Below are 16,684 nucleotides of genomic sequence, written 5' to 3' on the forward strand. Positions count from 1 at the left end.
GTGGTCGAGCTCACCGTCCGGCTGGTCCTCTCCCTCTCCCTCGTCGTCGGCCTCCTGCTGCTGCTCGCCCGCGTCGGCGGGCGCCGGTTCAAGGGCAAGAACGACGCGATGGTGCGGGTCCTGCACCGTCAGCACCTGTCCCGCAGCACCGCGGTCGCCGTGGTCGCCGTCGGCAACCGGGTGCTGGTGCTCGGCACCACCGACCAGCAGGTCCGGGTGCTCGCCGAGCTCGACCCCGAGGGCGTGCCCGGGGCCCCGCACGCCGACGGCGACGTGCTCTCGCTCGTGTCCGGCGAGGCCACCGCCCCCACGCCCGCACCGGTGCCCGGCACCCATCGCGGTCCGGGCGCTCGGCGCGCCGATCGCCGCCCGGACGGTCCGCTGACCGGCTCGGTCCTCAGCCCCGACACCTGGCGCCAGGCCCTCGCAGCCGCCACCCGGCGGGCGTCATGAGCGGGCGCGGACTCGGCCGCGCGCTGCTGCTGACCGGCTCCGTCCTCGTCACGGTCCTCACCGCCGTCGTCGCGGCGCCCGTCGCGGCGTACGCCGACCCGGCCGGACCCACCGGACCGGCCGGGCCCCAGGGCGGCTCCTCCAGCGTCACCATCGGCCTCGACGGTCTCACCAACAGCCCGAGCTCCTCGGTCACCGTGCTGATCGGGCTCACCCTGATCTCGCTGCTGCCCGCGATCCTGCTCAGCTGCACGGCGTTCACGAAGATCTTCGTGGTGCTCGGCCTGACCCGCAACGCCCTCGGCCTCCAGCAGACCCCGCCCAACCAGGTCCTCGCCGGGCTGGCGCTCTTCCTCAGCCTCTTCGTGATGGGCCCGGTGCTCTCGGACATCAACGAGAACGCGCTGCAGCCCTACCTCGACGGCGACAAGACGACGTCCGTGGCCATCGAGGACGGCATGGCGCCGCTGCGCGACTTCATGCTCGACAACACCGACGACGACGAGCTGATGCTGCTGACCAGCGTGGCCGACCGGGACCTCCCCGACGACCGCAGCGACGTCTCGACCGCGACCCTGATCCCCGCCTTCGTGCTCACCGAGCTGAAGCAGGCCTTCATCATCGGCTTCATCGTCTTCATCCCCTTCCTGGTCATCGACCTGGTGGTCAGCGGGGCGCTGATGGCGCTCGGCATGATGATGATGCCGCCGGTCATGGTGTCCCTGCCGTTCAAGCTGCTGCTCTTCGTCCTCGTGGACGGCTGGGCCCTCGTCATCAAGTCACTCGTCGCGAGCTACGGGACCTAGGCCGACACCATGTCCGACACCGCCATCATCGAGATCGCCCTGCGCACCATGGTCGTGGCCCTGAAGCTCTCCGCCCCGATCCTCGTCACGTCGCTGGTCATCGGCTTCGTGGTCTCGCTCTTCCAGTCGCTGACGCAGATCCAGGAGACGACCCTCGCGTTCGTGCCCAAGGTCGTCGGCGTCGGCGTCGCCCTGCTGCTGTGCGGCAACTGGATGATGCACACGCTGGTGAGCTTCACGAGCGACCTCTTCGCGGGTATCCCCGCCCTGCTCGGCTAGGCCGGCCCGATGACGCTGACGGTCTCGGGCGAGCCGCTCGTCGCCTACCTGCTGGCCTCGGTCCGGATCGTGGCCTGGCTCGCGGTCGTCCCGCCGTTCTCCGGCCGGACCGTGCCGACGATGGCCAAGGTCGTCCTCGGGCTCGGTCTCGCGTTCGCCGCCGTGCCCGACAGCGGCACGATCCCGGTCGACACGATCAGCCTGGTGCTCAACGTCGGCACCCAGGTCCTCATCGGGCTCGCGATGGGCTTCATCACGCAGCTGCTGCTCGGCGCCATCGCCGCCGCCGGCGCCCTGATCGACGTCTTCGGTGGCTTCTCACTGGCCCAGGGCTTCGACCCGCTGTCGATGAACTCCAACACGGTGTTCGGCAAGTTCCACCAGATGCTGGCGACGGTGCTGCTGTTCGTCAGCGGCGGCCACCTGCTGGTGATCGGCGGCCTGCTCCGCACGTTCCACTTCCTGCCCCTCGGCACCTCGCCCGAGTGGGGCAGCTTCCCCGACGTGCTGATGACGGCGTTCGGCCTGTTCTTCACCACCGCGGTGCAGATCGCGCTCCCGATGATCGCGGTCCTCTTCATCTCCGACCTCGGGCTCGCGCTGCTGACCAAGGTCGCGCCGCAGCTCAACGCGATCAACGTGATGTTCCCGGTCAAGATCGGCCTCACCCTGCTGCTCGTCGGCCTGTCCTTCCCGGTCCTCCCCCAGGCGGTCGACCGGCTGGTCGACCTCTCCACCCAGGCGATGTCCACGATGTCCGGGGCGGGGTGAGCAGCCGATGACCGGGGAGAAGACCGAGAAGGCGACGCCCAAGCGACGCAAGGAGAACCGCAAGCAGGGCCAGGTCCCGAGGACCCAGGAGCTCGGCGCCTGGTCGGCCCTGGCGCTGGTGTCGCTGGCGCTCCCGAAGCTGCTCGGCCGCGAGCTGCAGTCCCTGCAGGAGCTGATGGCCACCAGCCTGAGCTCCGCGCCGGAGGCCGACCTCGGGCTCGCGACGAACCTGCTCGGCGAGGGGCTCTGGCACGTGCTGCTGTCCCTGGTCGTGCTCGGCTCCGGGGTGGCCGTGATCGGCGTCGCCGGTGCGCTCGCCCAGGGCGGCTTCTACGTCGCGAGCAAGTCGGTCAAGCCCAAGCTCTCCAAGATCAACCCGCTGCCCGGCTTCAAGCGGATCTTCGGTCCCCAGGTGCTCTGGGAGGGCGCCAAGATGCTGCTGCGCAGCGGCATCGTCGCCCTGCTCGTCTGGGCAGCCGTGCAGTCGATGATGCCCCTGCTCGGCGGGCTGGTGCCGATGGACGTCGTCCTCCAGGCCGTCGGCGCACACGCCCTCGCGCTGGTCCGCAACGTCGCGATCGCCGGCGTCGTGCTCGCCGCGGCCGACTACGTCGTGCAGCGGCACCGGGTCGGCAAGCAGACCAGGATGTCCAAGGACGAGGTCAAGCAGGAGCACAAGCAGTCCGAGGGCGACCCGCAGCTCAAGGGCGCGATCAGGTCCCGCCAGCTCGCGGCCTCCCGCAACCGGATGATGGCCGACGTCATGACCGCCGACGTCGTGCTGGTGAACCCGACCCACGTCGCCGTGGCGTTGCGGTACGACGCCGAGCGCGGCGCGCCGCGGGTGGTGGCGCGCGGAGCGGGGGTGATCGCGGCCTCGATCCGGGAGCGGGCCGGCGAGGCGCGGGTCCCGCTGGTGCGCGACGTACCGCTCGCCCGCGCCCTCTACTCGTCGACGACGGTGGGTCAGGAGATCCCGGCCGAGCTGTTCGCGGCGGTCGCCCAGGTGCTCGCCTACGTCATCAGCCGCCGGAGCCGGGGCCAGAGCGGCGGCGAGCACCGGAGCCCGCGCCCCGAGACCGAGCTCCCCGACGTGCCCGTCGCCGGCCGTCGCCGGCGCAACCTCTCAGGTCCGGTCCCGGCCAGCCGATGAGGGCCCTGACGCCAGGACGGGGTCGGAACGCGGTGCCACGGACGGCGCCCACCCCTGCGACCCCCGGGAGACGTCCGTGGACCTCAAGCGACTGAGCCAGCTCGCCGTGCCCGTCGGCGTGGTCGGCATCATCGTGATGCTGGTCGTCCCGCTGCCGGCGATGGTGCTCGACCTGCTGATCGCGCTGAACATCACCGGCGCCCTGCTCGTGCTGATGGTCGCGATGTTCGTCCGCCGGCCGCTCGACTTCGCCGCCTTCCCCGCGGTCATCCTGGTGATGACGCTCTTCCGCCTCGCGCTCAACGTGAGCGCCACCCGGCTCGTCCTCCTCGACGGGTTCGCCGGCAAGGTGATCGACACGTTCGGCCACTTCGTCGTCGGTGGCTCGCTGATCGTGGGACTCATCGTCTTCGCGATCCTGCTCATCATCCAGTTCGTCGTGATCACCAAGGGCGCCGAGCGGGTGGCCGAGGTCGGCGCGCGGTTCACGCTCGACGCCATGCCCGGCAAGCAGATGGCGATCGACGCCGACCTCAACTCGGGGCTGATCGACGAGGACGAGGCCCGGCGCCGGCGCGCCGACGTGCACGCGGAGGCCGACTTCTACGGCGCGATGGACGGTGCGTCGAAGTTCGTCAAGGGTGACGCGATCGCGGCCATCATCATCACGTTGGTCAACCTGGTCGGTGGCTTCGCCGTCGGCGTCGGCCAGCTGGGCATGCCGTTCAGCGAGGCGGTGACGACGTACAGCCTCCTGTCCGTCGGCGACGGCCTGGTCTCCCAGATCCCGGCGCTGCTGCTGTCGGTCGCGACCGGCCTGATCGTGACCCGGGCGACCGGTGACGACGACATGGGCTCCGACATCATGCGCCAGGTCACGGCCAACAAGGTGCCCCTGCGGATCGCCGGCTTCGCGGCCCTCACGCTGTGCCTGATCCCCGGCCTGCCGAAGATCCCCTTCATCATCGCGGGCGGCCTGATGCTGGTGGCGTCGTCGCGGGTCAAGGACGAGGACGACGGGGTGGTCGACGCGACCGCGACGGCAGCGCTGAGCAACGCGCCCGACACCCCCGAGCTGCTGGCCGCCGAGATCCAGGTCGACCCGCTCGGCCTCGAGCTGTCCGCCGACCTGATCGATCTGGTCGACGCCTCCAGCGGCGGCGACCTCCTCGACCGGGTCAAGGCGCTGCGCCGCAAGATCGCCACCGACCTCGGCATCGTCGCGCCCCCGGTGCGCACCCGCGACAACCTGCAGCTGCCGACCCGCACCTACGCGATCATGCTGTTCGGCATCGAGGTCGCCCGCGGTGAGGCGCCCCCGGGCACGGTGCTCGCGATCGGCGACTACCTCGGGTCGCTGCCGGGAGAGCCCACCCAGGAGCCGGTGTACGGCCTCGAGGCCAAGTGGATCCCGGCCGAGCTGCGCAGCCAGGCCGAGCTGAGCGGCGCGACCGTGGTCGACCGCGCCTCGGTCATCACCACGCACCTGGCCGAGGTGATCACCCAGCACGCCGCCCGCCTCCTGGGCCGCGAGGACGTCCGGATGCTCGCCGACGTCGTGAAGCGCACCCACCCGGTCGTCGTCGAGGAGCTCACCCCGGCCCAGCTCAGCCTGGGTGAGATCCAGCGGGTCCTCCAGACGCTGCTCGACGAGGGCGTCTCCATCCGTGACCTGGTCCGCATCTTCGAGGCACTGTCGCTCCGGGCGTCGAGGACCAAGGAGCTCGACCCGCTCGTCGAGGCCGCGCGGCTGGCGCTCGGACCGGCCATCGCCGCGCCGTACCTCGTCGACAAGGCACTGCACGCCATCACGCTCGAGCCCCGGCTCGAGCAGCGGATCCTCGAGTCGCTGCGGCCCTCGGAGTTCGGGCACTCGATCGCGCTCGACCCGGAGACGAGCCAGGCGCTGATGTCGAACCTGGCACACGTCGTCACCTCGGTCGAGAACCGCAACATCCGCCCGGTGCTCGTCTGCGCGCCGCAGGTGCGGGCCGCGGTGCACCGGCTCGTGCACCCGATCGTGCCGCGACTGGCCGTGCTGTCCTACCAGGAGCTCACCGGCGCCGAGCAGATCCGGTCCGAGGGCGTGATCGGCGCTGAGCAGCGGATGGCGGTCGGGGCGTGAACCCCCTGTCGTGGCCGGTGCTGGTCGGGACCCTGCTGGTCGGGTCCCCCGCACTGTGGGCGGCCCAGGTCGAGGGCACGCTGTCGCCGGACGTGGCCCTGGTGCGGCTGCTCGTCTGCGCGGTCGGCGTCTGGGTCGCGGTCTCGCTCGTCGTCGAGCTCGCGGAGAGCGCGAGCCGGTCGAACGTCGTGCCGGAGGAGATCCCGGTCGAGGACCCGACCGACCTGCCCTGACATGCAGCGACCCGCAGGCGCTGGCCTCCGGGGAGACCGCTCCGGTGGATGTGAAGACCGGATCGCCTGCGGGTCGGGTGACTGCGATGGATTCACCAGCAGCCTTCACGGGCACTTCCACCCGCGATGTTGCTGGGGCTGCTAGCGGGCAGCCACCTCACGCATCCAAGAATCGATCATTCTTCGGACCACCTCCTTTCCCGTGTCCGATCACGGTATGCCGAGGCGCAGGGCCGTTCAAGGGGATATCCGTCGTCACTCGATCGCGGCCGCGAACTGGGCGTTGTAGAGCCGGGCGTAGGCGCCGCCGGACGCGAGCAGGCCGTCGTGGGTGCCCTGCTCGACGATCGCGCCGTCCTCCATGACGAGGATCAGGTCGGCGTCGCGGATGGTGCTGAGCCGGTGGGCGATCACGAAGCTGGTGCGGTCGGTGCGCAGGGCCGCCATCGCCTTCTGCAGCAGCAGCTCGGTGCGGGTGTCGACCGAGCTCGTCGCCTCGTCGAGGATCAGCAGTGCCGGGTCGGTCAGGAACGCCCGCGCGATCGTCACCAGCTGGCGCTCGCCCGCGGAGAGGTTGGAGCCCTCCTCGTCGATCACCGTGTCGTAGCCCTCGGGCAGCGAGTGCACGAAGCGGTCCACGAACGTCGCGCGCGCGGCCTCGAGGACCTGTTCCTCCGTGGCGTCCGGCCGGCCGTACGCGATGTTGTCGCGGATCGTGCCCTCGAAGAGCCAGGTGTCCTGGAGGACCATCCCGATCTGGCCGCGCAGCGCGGCCCGGGGCATGGCGGTGATGTCGACCCCGTCGATCGTGATCCGGCCGTCGTCCAGCTCGTAGAACCGCATCACCAGGTTGACGAGGGTCGTCTTGCCCGCGCCGGTCGGGCCGACGATCGCGACCGTCTGGCCCGGGCGGGCGACCAGCGACAGGTCGGTGATGAGCGGCCGGTCCGCGTCGTAGCGGAACGACACGTGCTCGAACGCGACCTCCCCGCGGCGTACCGCGGGCGTGGCCGTCTCGTCGGCGTCCTCCGGCTCCTCGTCGGCGTCGAGCAGCTCGAAGACCCGCTCGGCCGAGGCCACCCCGGACTGCAGCAGGTTCGTCATCGAGGCCACCGTGGTGAGCGGCTGGGTGAACTGGCGCGTGTACTGGATGAAGGCCTGCACGTCGCCCAGCGAGAGCGCGCCGTTGGCGACCCGGAGGGCGCCGATCACGGCGATCACGACGTAGTTCAGGTTCCCGAGGAACATCATCGCCGGCATGATCAGCCCGCTGACGAACTGCGCGCCGAAGCTGACCTCGTAGAGCTCGTCGTTCTCCTCGGCGAAGGCCCGCTCGACCTCGGCCTGGCGGCCGAAGACCTTGACCAGGGCGTGGCCGGAGTAGGCCTCCTCGATCTGCGCGTTGAGCTTGCCCGTACGACGCCACTGCGCGACGAACTGGCCCTGCGAGCGCTTCATGATCTGGCTCGTGACGAGCAGCGAGATCGGCACCGACCCCAGTGCGACCAGCGCCAGCAGGGGCGAGATCCAGAACATCATCGCGAGCACCGCGATCACGGTCATCAAGGAGGTGAGCAGCTGGCTCATCGTCTGCTGGAGGGTCTGGCTGACGTTGTCGATGTCGTTGGTGACCCGGCTCAGCAGCTCGCCGCGGGGAGACCGGTCGAAGTAGCCGAGCGGCAGCCGGTTGATCTTCTCCTCGACGTCGTCGCGCATCCGGCGGACGGTGTTCTGCACGACCGTGTTGAGGATGAAGCCCTGGAGCCAGGCAAGCAGCGACGCGGCAGCGTAGATCGCCAGCACGATCAGCAGCACGTGGCCGACGGCGCCGAAGTCCACGCCGACGCCCGGCACGACGTCGCGGCCCTGGACCGCGGCGGGCAGGGCGGAGTCGGGCGTGCCCGGCGGGAACTTGCGGCCGATGAAGCCGTCGAACACCAGGTCGGTCGCGTGCCCGAGGATCCGCGGGCCGACCGACATCAGCGCGACGCTGACGACGCCGAGGACGACGACCGCGACGGCCCGGACGCGTTCGGGGCGCATCCGGGCGACCAGCCGCTTCCCGGACGGGACGAAGGTCATCGCCTTCTGCCCGACCATGCCGCCGCCCATCGGGCCGCGCCCGGGGCCGCCCTGGGGCGCCTCGATCCGCTCCGTGGCCTCGAACTCCTGCTTCTTCGGTGCCGGGGTGGTCGTCATGCGACTGCCTCTTCCGCGGTCATCTGCGAGGTGACGATCTCCCGGTAGGTCTGCGAGCTCTCGAGCAGCTCGTGGTGGGTGCCGCGGCCGACGACCCGGCCGTCCTCGAGCACGAGGATCAGGTCGGCGTCGATGATCGTGGAGACCCGTTGGGCCACGATCACCACCGTGGCGTCACGGGTCGTCGGCCGGAGGGCCGCGCGGAGCCGGGCATCGGTGGTCAGGTCGAGCGCCGAGAACGAGTCGTCGAAGAGGTAGATCCCGGGCTTGCGGATCAGCGCCCTCGCGATCGCGAGCCGCTGCCGCTGACCGCCCGAGAAGTTGGTGCCGCCCTGCACGACGGCGCTGTCGAGGCCGTCGGGGAGGGCCTCGACGAAGTCACGTCCCTGAGCCACGTCGAGGGCGGCCCACATCTCCTCGTCGGTCGCGTCCGGCTTGCCGTACCTCAGGTTGCTGCGCACCGTGCCGCTGAAGAGGTAGGCCTTCTGCGGCACCAGCCCGATCTGCTCCCAGAGCAGGTCCGGGTCGACGCGTCGTACGTCGTGCCCGCCGACACGCACGGCGCCCTCGGTCGCGTCGAAGAGCCGCGGCACCAGGTTGACCAGCGTGGACTTGCCGGCGCCGGTCGAGCCGATCACCGCCACGGTCTGGCCGGGCCGCGCCGAGAACGAGACGTCGGACAGGACGGGCGACTCGGCGCCCGGGTACGAGAACGTGACGTGCTCGAGGTCGAGGTGCCCGCGCAGCGCCGGGTCGGGAGCGATCGGGTCCTCCGGGAGCACCACCGAGGTGTCGGTGCCGAGCACCTCGGCGATGCGGTCACCGCAGACCGAGGCCCGCGGGATCATCATCAGCATGAACGTCGCCATCATCACCGACATCAGGATCTGCATCAGGTAGGACAGGAAGGCGCTCAGGGCGCCGACCTCCATCTGGCCGCTGTCGACGCGGTGTCCGCCGAACCAGATCACGCCGACGCTCGAGACGTTCACGACCAGCATCACCAGCGGGAACATGGTCGCCATCCAGCGACCGGCGCGGACCGCCACGTCGGTGAGCTCGTCGTTCGCGGTCGCGAACCGCTTCTCCTCGTGCGGCTCGCGCACGAACGCGCGAACCACGCGGATGCCGGTGATCTGCTCGCGCAGCACCCGGTTGACCTCGTCGATGCGGGCCTGCATCTTGCGGAAGTTCGGCACCATCTTGCTGACCACGAAGCCGACCGAGACGAAGAGCGCCGGCACGACGACGGCGAGGATCCAGCCCAGGCCCATGTCCTCGCGCAGCGCCATGATCACGCCGCCGACCATCATGATCGGCGAGGAGACCGCGATGGTGCAGGCCATCAGCACCAGCATCTGCACCTGCTGGACGTCGTTCGTGCTGCGGGTGATCAGGGACGGGGCGCCGAAGTGCTGCACCTCGCGGGTCGAGAAGGTGCCGACCCGGTGGAACAGCGCGGCTCGCATGTCGCGGCCGAGGCTCATCGCGGTGCGGGCACCGAACCAGACCGCGATCACCGAGCAGATGATCTGGACGAACGACACCCCGAGCATGAGTGCGCCGGTGCGGACGATGTAGCCGGTGTCACCGGTCGCGACGCCCTGGTCGATGATCTGGGCGTTGAGGCTCGGCAGGTAGAGCATCGCGACGACCGCGACGAACTGGAGGACGACCACGATCGTCAGCCAGGCGCGGTAGGGCGCGAGTCGCTCGCGGAGCATGCGGAGCAGCATCAGTCTCTCCTCTGGAGGCCGAGCAGGACCGTGTCGACGATCTGCTCGGGGGTCATCAGCCGCCCGTCGGCGATCTTGTCGTGGCTCCCGGCGAAGGTGAGCAGCCGGAGCACGTGGATGAACTGGTCGACCGGCACCGTCAGCTGGTCGGCGTCGTCGCCCACGACCTCGGCGAGCAGCGCACCGAGGTGGGCCCGCCACTCGATGACGGCGTCGGAGTCGTGCACGTGGGTCGGCGGGCCGACGAGCTCCATCTTCTGCATCAGCCCGAAGGTGGCCCGGAACCGCTGCTGGAGGATGGCGACGACCTTGAGGAGCCGGGCGCCCAGGGGCTGGTCCCGGTCGATCTCCTGGATCCGCGCGACCAGGTCGCCGGGCTCGAAGGCGCGGGCGATGGCTGCGTCGATCAGCTCGTCCTTGGAGACGAAGGCCCGGAAGATCGTGCCCTCGGCGATCCCGGCCGCCTCGGCGATGTGGCGGGTCGTCACGGCCCGGCCGTGGACCCGCAGCAGTCGGAGGGTGACGTCGGTCAGCTCGGAGCGGCGCTCCTCGGGTGACATCGGGCGGGCGCGAGGGGACATGCCCACGAGCCTAAGTGAGTGAGCACTCACTCACAACTGGTTTCACGGAGCCAGTCGCTCGGTGACCCAGGTCGAGCCCCCACCCGTGACGGAGCGCCGGTAGACCAGCCGGTCGTGCATGCGCGACGTCCGGCCCTGCCAGAACTCCACGACCTCGGGGCGTACGACGTAGCCACCCCACTCGTCCGGCACCGGGACGGCGTCCGGGAAGCGCGCCGCGGCGTCGGCGTACGCGTCCTCGAGCTCGGCACGCCCGGACACCACCTGCGACTGGTGCGAGGCCCACGCACCCAGCTGGGAGCCGTGCGGCCGGCTGGAGAAGTAGGCCTCCACCTCGGCGCGCGGCAGCGAGGTGGCCGTCCCCTCGACGCGCACCTGGCGCTCGAGCACGTGCCACGGGAAGAGCAGGGCACAGCGGGGGTTGGCGGCGAGCTCGGCGCCCTTGCGCGAGCCGGCGTTGGTGAAGAAGACGAACCCGTCGGCCGACACCCCCTTGAGCAGCACCATCCGCGAGGACGGCTGGCCGCCGGCGTCGACCGTGCTGACCACCATCGCGTTGGCGTCGTGGCGGATCGCGTCGTGCGCCTCGGCCATCCAGCGGTCGAACATGGTGACCGGATCGGCGGCGAGATCGGCCTCGTCGAGGCCGGCACGGGCGTACTCCTCGCGCAGCGCGGCGAGGTCAAGGGGCGGCATGGTCTCGACCCTAGTCGGGACCCGGTGCAGAATGCGTCGGGCGCATCTCGCGCCGACCCGCCCCGTTCGAAGGAGCTCCATGACCGAGGTACACCACGGACTCGAAGGCGTCGTCGCCTTCGAGACCGAGATCGCCGAACCCGACAAAGAGGGTTCGGCGCTGCGCTACCGCGGCGTGGACATCGAGGACATCGTCGGGCGGGTGCCCTTCGAGAACATCTGGGGCCTGCTCATCGACGGCACCTACGACCCGGGCCTGCCGCCGGCCGAGGCCTACACGCTGCCGGTCCACACCGGGGACGTCCGCGTCGACGTCCAGGCCGCGATCGCGATGCTCGCACCGGCGTTCGGCTTCCGGCAGACCTACGACATCACCGACGAGCAGGCCCGCGACGATCTCGCGCGGGTGGCGGTGATGGTGCTGTCGTACGCCGCCCAGTCGGCCCGCGGCCTGAACCAGCCGATCGTCTCGCAGCGCGCCGTCGACGAGGGCACGACCCTCGCCGAGCGGTTCATGATCCGCTGGAAGGGCGAGGCCGACCCCAAGCACGTCAAGGCCATCGACGCCTACTGGAGCTCGGCGGCCGAGCACGGCATGAACGCCTCGACGTTCACCGCCCGCGTCATCACCAGCACCGGCGCCGACGTCGCCGCGGCCTTCTCCGGCGCGATCGGCGCGATGAGCGGCCCGCTGCACGGCGGCGCCCCGTCGCGCGTCCTCGGCATGATCGAGGAGGTCGAGAGGCGCGACGGCGACGCCGCGTCGTACGTCAAGGAGCTGCTCGACAACGGCGAGCGCCTGATGGGCTTCGGGCACCGCGTCTACCGGGCCGAGGACCCGCGCGCCCGGGTGCTGCGCCGTACGGCGCGCGAGCTCGACGCCCCGCGCTACGAGGTCGCCGAGGCGCTCGAGCAGGCCGCGCTGGCCGAGCTCCGCGAGCGCCGTCCCGACCGGGTGCTCGAGACCAACGTGGAGTTCTGGGCCGCGATCGTCCTCGACTACGCCGAGGTGCCGGCGAACCTCTTCACGTCGATGTTCACCTGCGCGCGCACCGGCGGCTGGTCGGCGCACATCCTCGAGCAGAAGCGCACGGGCCGCCTGATCCGGCCGTCCGCCGTCTACACCGGCCCGGCCGCGCGGCCGGCGTCCGACGTCGACGGCTGGCGCGACGAGTGGGCGGGGTGACCGCAGCCGACGTCGCGGGACACGCCGCCGCCAGGACCGCGGGGACCTGACGTCCGTTGCGTGCGCTCCGGATAGGCCAGGCCGCGGGCGACCTCGGGTGGCCGCAGCACCGACCCCCCTAGAGTCGGGGGATGACACCTCGGGAGAGCGAACTCTGGGACACGGAGGCCGCCTCGTTCGACGACGAGCCCGACCACGGCCTGCACGACCCCCTCGTGCACGAGGCGTGGCGCTCCCTGCTCCTGTCGGTCGTCCCGCCGATCCCGTCCCGGATCGCCGACCTCGGCTGCGGCACCGGCACGCTCTCGTTGCTGCTCGTGCAGGAGGGTCACGCCGTCGACGGCGTCGACTTCTCCCCCGAGATGGTGCGCCGCGCGGTCGCGAAGGTCGGGTCGTTCCCCGACACCAGCTTCGTGGTCGGTGACGCCGCCGAGCCGCGGCTGCCGGCCGCGTCGTACGAGGTCGTCCTGTGCCGGCACGTGCTCTGGGCGCTCCCCGACCCGGCCGCGGCCCTGGCCCGCTGGGTCGACCTGCTCACGCCGACCGGCCGGCTGGTGCTCATCGAGGGCAGCTGGTCGACCGGTGCCGGGCTGACCGCTGCCGAGACGCTGGCACTGCTGGAGCAGGCCGGGCGGCCGGGCACGGTCACGTCGCTCTCGGACCCGGCCTACTGGGGCAGGCGGATCGAGGACGAGCGGTACGTCGTCGTCGCTTGACGGCTCAGCCGAGGGTGGCCCCGCAGGAGTCGCAGAACTTCGCGTCGGCGTCGTTGCGCTCGCCGCACTTCGAGCAGAAGGGGCCCGACTTCAGGTAGTCGAGCGAGTCCTTCACGACCGGCATCGTCTCGCCGGCGCCGTACCGGGCCGCCGCGCCCACGAAGCCGATCTGGAGGCACATCAACCCGATGCCGAAGACCAGGAAGCCGCCCAGGAACGCGACGACCGACAGCGAGCTGGGCATGTCCGTCGCGCCCATGAACGACTTGATGCCCCAGACGAAGACCGCGAGCCCGGCGATCGCCAGCACGACGCCGAGGACACGGAAGGCGGTTCGGTACTGCGCCTGGCGGGCGAAACCCGGAGTGACGGCCATCGTGGACTCCTCGAGAATGTCGTTGGACAGCGATGCCAGAATGGGCACCGCTGACAGCGTGGTCAGGGAGCACCACCTACCCCGTTCGGAAGGTTTTCATGACCGACGCCCTGAAGATTCCCGCTGACCTCCTCCCGGCCGACGGCCGCTTCGGCGCGGGACCCTCCAAGATCCAGACCAGCCACCTGGACGCGCTCGCCGCGACCGGCACGTCGCTGATGGGCACGTCGCACCGCCAGGCGCCGGTGCGCTCGCTCGTCGGCCGTGTCCGCTCGGGTCTCGCCGACCTCTTCTCGCTGCCGGACGGCTACGAGGTCGTGCTCGGCAACGGCGGCGCGACCGCCTTCTGGGACGTCGCGACGTGCGGCCTGATCGAGCAGAAGAGCCAGCACCTGTCCTTCGGCGAGTTCTCGTCGAAGTTCGCCGCGGCCGCGGCCGCCGCGCCCTGGCTCGCCGACCCGTCGGTGATCAAGTCCGAGCCCGGCTCCCGGCCGGTGTCCGTGGCCGAGGACGGCATCGACGTCTACGCCTGGGCACAGAACGAGACCTCCACTGCGGTGATGGCGCCCGTCGTACGCCCCGCCGGCGCCTCCGCCGACTCGCTCGTCCTGATCGACGCCACCTCGGGCGCCGGCGGACTGCCCGTCGACCTGCTCGAGACCGACGTCTACTACTTCGCTCCTCAGAAGTGCTTCGCCTCCGACGGCGGGCTGTGGATCGCGATCATGTCCCCGGCCGCCCTGGCGCGCGCCGCGTCGATCGCGGCCTCCGACCGACACATCCCGGCGTTCTTCGACCTGCCGACGGCGATCTCCAACTCGGCCCTCAACCAGACCTACAACACCCCCTCGCTCGCCACGCTCTTCCTCATGGCCGAGCAGCTGGACTGGATGAACGGCTCCGGCGGGCTGTCCGCCATGGTCGAGCGGACCACCGCGTCCTCGGACGCGCTCTACGGGTGGGCCGAGAAGACGTCCTACACCTTCCCGTACGTCGCCGACCCCGCCGACCGTTCCCTCGTCATCGGCACCATCGACTTCGAGGACGGCATCGACGCGTCGGCCATCGCGGCCACCCTGCGCGCCAACGGCATCGTCGACACCGAGCCCTACCGCAAGCTCGGCCGCAACCAGCTCCGCATCGCGATGTACCCCGCCATCGACCCCTCCGACATCGAGGCCCTCACCGCCTCGATCGACTACGTGGTCGAGCACCTCTGACCAGCGGCCCCCGTCGGTCGAGGAAGGGCGATGTCCTGTCTCGGTGACCACCACGGTGGTTGAGGTGCGAAGGCGCCCAGCGCCTGAGCCTCGAAACCAACGGACCCCGCAGCCCACGCAGGACCGTGACCACCACGGTGGTTGAGGTGCGAAGGCGCTCTGCGCCTGAGCCTCGAAACCACCCCCGGCGTACGACGGGCCGTGACCACCACGGTGGTTGAGGTGCGAAGGCGCCCTGCGCCTGAGCCTCGAAACCACCACCGGCGTACGACGGGCCGTGACCACCACGGTGGTTGAGGTGCGAAGGCGCCCAGCGCCTGAGCCTCGAAACCACCACCGGCGTACGACGGGCCGTGACCACCACGGTGGTTGAGGTGCGAAGGCGCCCAGCGCCTGAGCCTCGAAACCAACGGACCCCGCAGCCCACGCAGGACCGTGACCACCACGGTGGTTGAGGTGCGAAGGCGCCCTGCGCCTGAGCCTCGAAACCACCCTCTGTTGGTCGAGCAGGTCGCGCTGCGACCGTGTCGAAACCCCCGCAGCCAGCCCACTCAGCATCCACAGGGCCGGCATCGCGCAGCCCTGTCCACAGTCATCGGCTGGCCAGGTGCAGACCCTGTTCCTGCGTGCTGTGCTGGGTGAGTGAGCATGATCGAGACAGACACCCGAGGGTTCGCGATCCAGGTCGACGACCTGGACGCCGACTGGCTGCTGTCCCTGATCGAGGACTCCGAGACCCAGTCCCGCATCGCGGAGCGCCGCAAGCTCCGCTACGCCGCCCAGTGGTGCCGCCTGCACCTCGTCGAGTCCCACGACGACGAAGAGGACGCCCCGATCGGCGGGCACGGCACCCCGCCGGTGGCGGTGTTCGCCGCCGAACCCCTCGGCGCCGCCCTGCAGACCACCACGCATGCGGCCCGGCAGCTGATGTCCGACGCCTGGAACCTCCGTCACCGCCTCCCGATGGTCTGGGCCGGGGTGGAGTCCCTCAACGTCCCCGCCTGGCGCGCCCGGCGCATCGCCCAAGCCACCGCCCACCTCACCCAAGAACAAGCCGCCCTCGTGGACCGCGAGCTCGCACACCGGGCCGCGACCTGCGGCACCGTCCTCATCGACCGCACCATCGCCCAGGTCATCGCCGCCACCGACCCCGAGGCCCCGCAGGCCGACGAGGAGTTGTCGAAGGAGAACTGGGAGGTCCGGATCTTCCACGGACCCCACACCGGCCCCGGCCGCTGGACCGGCACCTCCATCCTCGAGATCACCGGCGACACCCACGACCTCACCCGCATCCACGACCAGCTCACTCGAAGCGCTGACCTGGGTGCCGCGATCCACGACCTCGCCACCAGCAGCGGAGGTGGGCGACCCGCGCGGACGAAGCTGATCGTGCACGCCGACCTCAGTGCTCTCAGCGACGAGACCATCGGCACCGGCTCCGTCGAACGCCTCGGCCCCGTGTCGATGGCGAGGATCAAGGACTGGGTCGACCACTCCCACGTCACCGTCCTCCCCGTGCTCCGGATGGACAGGTGCGACGCCGTCGACCGCCACGACCCACCCACCTGGATGCGCGAACACGTCATCCTGCGCGACCAGCACTGCGTCTTCCCCTGGTGTCACACCGACGCCCGCTCCTGCGACCTCGACCACATCACCCCCTACCTCCCGCTCGACAAGGGTGGCCCGCCTGGTCAGACCAACCCCGGCAACCTCGCCCCGACATGCCGAAGACACCACCGCAACAAGACCCGAGGCATCTGGTCCTACACCCGGGAACCCGACGGCACCTACACCTGGACCAGCCCCCACGGCCGTAGGTATGCCGTCACGCCATGCGGCACGAGCGGCATGGTCGAGCCATGCGCTTCCGACGAACGACCGAGGCCGACCTGATCGATCTCGTCGCCATGCAGGAGGAGGCATCGGTCGCCGCTCGCCGCCACGAGCGACGTGGATACGAGCACCCCGCGTGGCGGAACAGATCAGGGCTGTACGTCGTCGGAGGTGTTCGTCTCGCACTCGGCGTTGGTGCAGACCCGCTCGTCGGGACCGCTGTCGGCCTCGCCCTTGCTCAGCGTGGTGTGGGGCCGGAGCTCGACCTCGGAACCGCAGACGTCACACGGCCGGTTGTCGAAGTACATGGCTGTCCCT

The 16,684-nt window shown here is 70.6% G+C and carries 17 protein-coding genes; 11 read left to right on the top strand and 6 right to left on the bottom strand.

All coding sequences use genetic code 11. The annotated features are described in order from the left end of the window. The 7 genes from PD653B2_RS17330 (at position 1) to PD653B2_RS17360 (ending at position 5,820) form a co-directional block, all read left to right on the top strand. Positions 1 to 453: a flagellar biosynthetic protein FliO gene (locus PD653B2_RS17330; protein WP_085873642.1), complete on the top strand. Its 453-nt coding sequence runs from the start codon at positions 1 to 3 to the stop codon at positions 451 to 453. Beyond that, positions 450 to 1,259, top strand: coding sequence for a flagellar type III secretion system pore protein FliP (gene fliP, locus PD653B2_RS17335; protein ID WP_085873643.1), 810 nt, complete (start codon positions 450 to 452; stop codon positions 1,257 to 1,259). Before PD653B2_RS17330 ends, fliP begins: the two co-directional genes overlap by 4 nt. Positions 1,260 to 1,268: 9 nt before the next feature. Further along, the gene (gene fliQ, locus PD653B2_RS17340; protein ID WP_085873644.1) at positions 1,269 to 1,538 is read left to right on the top strand and encodes a flagellar biosynthesis protein FliQ; all 270 of its coding nucleotides are present in this window, start codon (positions 1,269 to 1,271) and stop codon (positions 1,536 to 1,538) included. A gap of 9 nt (positions 1,539 to 1,547) precedes the next feature. Then, a complete protein-coding gene (locus PD653B2_RS17345; protein ID WP_085873645.1) occupies positions 1,548 to 2,309 on the top strand; it encodes a flagellar biosynthetic protein FliR in 762 nt (253 codons plus the stop codon). A gap of 7 nt (positions 2,310 to 2,316) precedes the next feature. After that, positions 2,317 to 3,462, top strand: coding sequence for an EscU/YscU/HrcU family type III secretion system export apparatus switch protein (locus PD653B2_RS17350; protein WP_085873646.1), 1,146 nt, complete (start codon positions 2,317 to 2,319; stop codon positions 3,460 to 3,462). Positions 3,463 to 3,538: 76 nt separating this feature from the next. Beyond that, complete coding sequence (gene flhA / locus PD653B2_RS17355; RefSeq protein WP_085873647.1) at positions 3,539 to 5,587, top strand: flagellar biosynthesis protein FlhA; 2,049 nt, start codon at positions 3,539 to 3,541, stop codon at positions 5,585 to 5,587. Next, positions 5,584 to 5,820, top strand: coding sequence for a hypothetical protein (locus PD653B2_RS17360; protein WP_085873648.1), 237 nt, complete (start codon positions 5,584 to 5,586; stop codon positions 5,818 to 5,820). Before flhA ends, PD653B2_RS17360 begins: the two co-directional genes overlap by 4 nt. Before the next feature lie 255 nt (positions 5,821 to 6,075). On the opposite strand, the gene PD653B2_RS17365 is transcribed toward PD653B2_RS17360, so the two are convergent. The 4 genes from PD653B2_RS17365 to pdxH are packed head-to-tail and all read right to left on the bottom strand — an operon-like array spanning position 6,076 to position 11,032. Next, positions 6,076 to 8,019, bottom strand: a complete 1,944-nt coding sequence (locus PD653B2_RS17365; RefSeq protein ID WP_089504003.1) for an ABC transporter ATP-binding protein — start codon at positions 8,017 to 8,019, stop codon at positions 6,076 to 6,078. Beyond that, entirely contained in the window at positions 8,016 to 9,755 is a 1,740-nt protein-coding gene (locus tag PD653B2_RS17370) for an ABC transporter ATP-binding protein (RefSeq protein ID WP_085873649.1), read from the bottom strand. Before PD653B2_RS17370 ends, PD653B2_RS17365 begins: the two co-directional genes overlap by 4 nt. After that, positions 9,755 to 10,336: a TetR/AcrR family transcriptional regulator gene (locus PD653B2_RS25380; RefSeq protein ID WP_085873650.1), complete on the bottom strand. Its 582-nt coding sequence runs from the start codon at positions 10,334 to 10,336 to the stop codon at positions 9,755 to 9,757. Before PD653B2_RS25380 ends, PD653B2_RS17370 begins: the two co-directional genes overlap by 1 nt. 42 nt (positions 10,337 to 10,378) lie before the next feature. Continuing rightward, positions 10,379 to 11,032 (bottom strand): pyridoxamine 5'-phosphate oxidase, encoded by a 654-nt coding sequence (gene pdxH / locus PD653B2_RS17380; RefSeq protein ID WP_085873651.1) that lies wholly within the window; start codon positions 11,030 to 11,032, stop codon positions 10,379 to 10,381. Between the two features lie 79 nt (positions 11,033 to 11,111). Here pdxH and PD653B2_RS17385 point away from each other — a divergent pair, with 79 nt between their 5' ends. After that, positions 11,112 to 12,218: a citrate synthase 2 gene (locus PD653B2_RS17385; RefSeq protein ID WP_085873652.1), complete on the top strand. Its 1,107-nt coding sequence runs from the start codon at positions 11,112 to 11,114 to the stop codon at positions 12,216 to 12,218. Between the two features lie 131 nt (positions 12,219 to 12,349). After that, positions 12,350 to 12,934 carry a class I SAM-dependent methyltransferase gene (locus PD653B2_RS17390; protein ID WP_085873653.1) on the top strand — a complete coding sequence of 195 codons (585 nt, stop codon included), beginning with the start codon at positions 12,350 to 12,352 and terminating at the stop codon, positions 12,932 to 12,934. Positions 12,935 to 12,938: 4 nt separating this feature from the next. On the opposite strand, the gene PD653B2_RS17395 is transcribed toward PD653B2_RS17390, so the two are convergent. Next, positions 12,939 to 13,358, bottom strand: coding sequence for a zinc ribbon domain-containing protein (locus tag PD653B2_RS17395; RefSeq protein ID WP_133059085.1), 420 nt, complete (start codon positions 13,356 to 13,358; stop codon positions 12,939 to 12,941). 50 nt (positions 13,359 to 13,408) lie between these two features. Here PD653B2_RS17395 and serC point away from each other — a divergent pair, with 50 nt between their 5' ends. Both serC and PD653B2_RS17405 read left to right on the top strand, forming a co-directional pair. Further along, a complete protein-coding gene (gene serC, locus PD653B2_RS17400; RefSeq protein ID WP_085873655.1) occupies positions 13,409 to 14,530 on the top strand; it encodes a phosphoserine transaminase in 1,122 nt (373 codons plus the stop codon). Between the two features lie 648 nt (positions 14,531 to 15,178). Then, positions 15,179 to 16,426 (top strand): HNH endonuclease signature motif containing protein, encoded by a 1,248-nt coding sequence (locus PD653B2_RS17405; RefSeq protein ID WP_133059086.1) that lies wholly within the window; start codon positions 15,179 to 15,181, stop codon positions 16,424 to 16,426. Between the two features lie 89 nt (positions 16,427 to 16,515). On the opposite strand, the gene PD653B2_RS25100 is transcribed toward PD653B2_RS17405, so the two are convergent. After that, entirely contained in the window at positions 16,516 to 16,674 is a 159-nt protein-coding gene (locus PD653B2_RS25100) for a hypothetical protein (RefSeq protein ID WP_165763521.1), read from the bottom strand. Between the last annotated feature and the right edge of the window lie 10 nt (positions 16,675 to 16,684).

Source organism: Nocardioides sp. PD653-B2, from assembly GCF_002117935.1.
Classification (GTDB): Bacteria; Actinomycetota; Actinomycetes; order Propionibacteriales; family Nocardioidaceae; genus Nocardioides.

Excerpts from the sequence above, each read along its gene's own strand:
- fliP (WP_085873643.1), top strand. The coding sequence starts at position 450 with ATGAGCGGGCGCGGACTCGGCCGCGCGCTGCTGCTGACCGGCTCCGTC.
- fliQ (WP_085873644.1), top strand. The coding sequence starts at position 1,269 with ATGTCCGACACCGCCATCATCGAGATCGCCCTGCGCACCATGGTCGTG.
- PD653B2_RS17345 (WP_085873645.1), top strand. The coding sequence starts at position 1,548 with ATGACGCTGACGGTCTCGGGCGAGCCGCTCGTCGCCTACCTGCTGGCC.
- PD653B2_RS17350 (WP_085873646.1), top strand. The coding sequence starts at position 2,317 with ATGACCGGGGAGAAGACCGAGAAGGCGACGCCCAAGCGACGCAAGGAG.
- PD653B2_RS17365 (WP_089504003.1), bottom strand. The coding sequence starts at position 8,019 with ATGACGACCACCCCGGCACCGAAGAAGCAGGAGTTCGAGGCCACGGAG.
- PD653B2_RS17370 (WP_085873649.1), bottom strand. The coding sequence starts at position 9,755 with ATGCTGCTCCGCATGCTCCGCGAGCGACTCGCGCCCTACCGCGCCTGG.
- PD653B2_RS25380 (WP_085873650.1), bottom strand. The coding sequence starts at position 10,336 with ATGTCCCCTCGCGCCCGCCCGATGTCACCCGAGGAGCGCCGCTCCGAG.
- pdxH (WP_085873651.1), bottom strand. The coding sequence starts at position 11,032 with ATGCCGCCCCTTGACCTCGCCGCGCTGCGCGAGGAGTACGCCCGTGCC.
- PD653B2_RS17385 (WP_085873652.1), top strand. The coding sequence starts at position 11,112 with ATGACCGAGGTACACCACGGACTCGAAGGCGTCGTCGCCTTCGAGACC.
- PD653B2_RS17390 (WP_085873653.1), top strand. The coding sequence starts at position 12,350 with ATGACACCTCGGGAGAGCGAACTCTGGGACACGGAGGCCGCCTCGTTC.
- serC (WP_085873655.1), top strand. The coding sequence starts at position 13,409 with ATGACCGACGCCCTGAAGATTCCCGCTGACCTCCTCCCGGCCGACGGC.
- PD653B2_RS17405 (WP_133059086.1), top strand. The coding sequence starts at position 15,179 with ATGATCGAGACAGACACCCGAGGGTTCGCGATCCAGGTCGACGACCTG.
- PD653B2_RS25100 (WP_165763521.1), bottom strand. The coding sequence starts at position 16,674 with ATGTACTTCGACAACCGGCCGTGTGACGTCTGCGGTTCCGAGGTCGAG.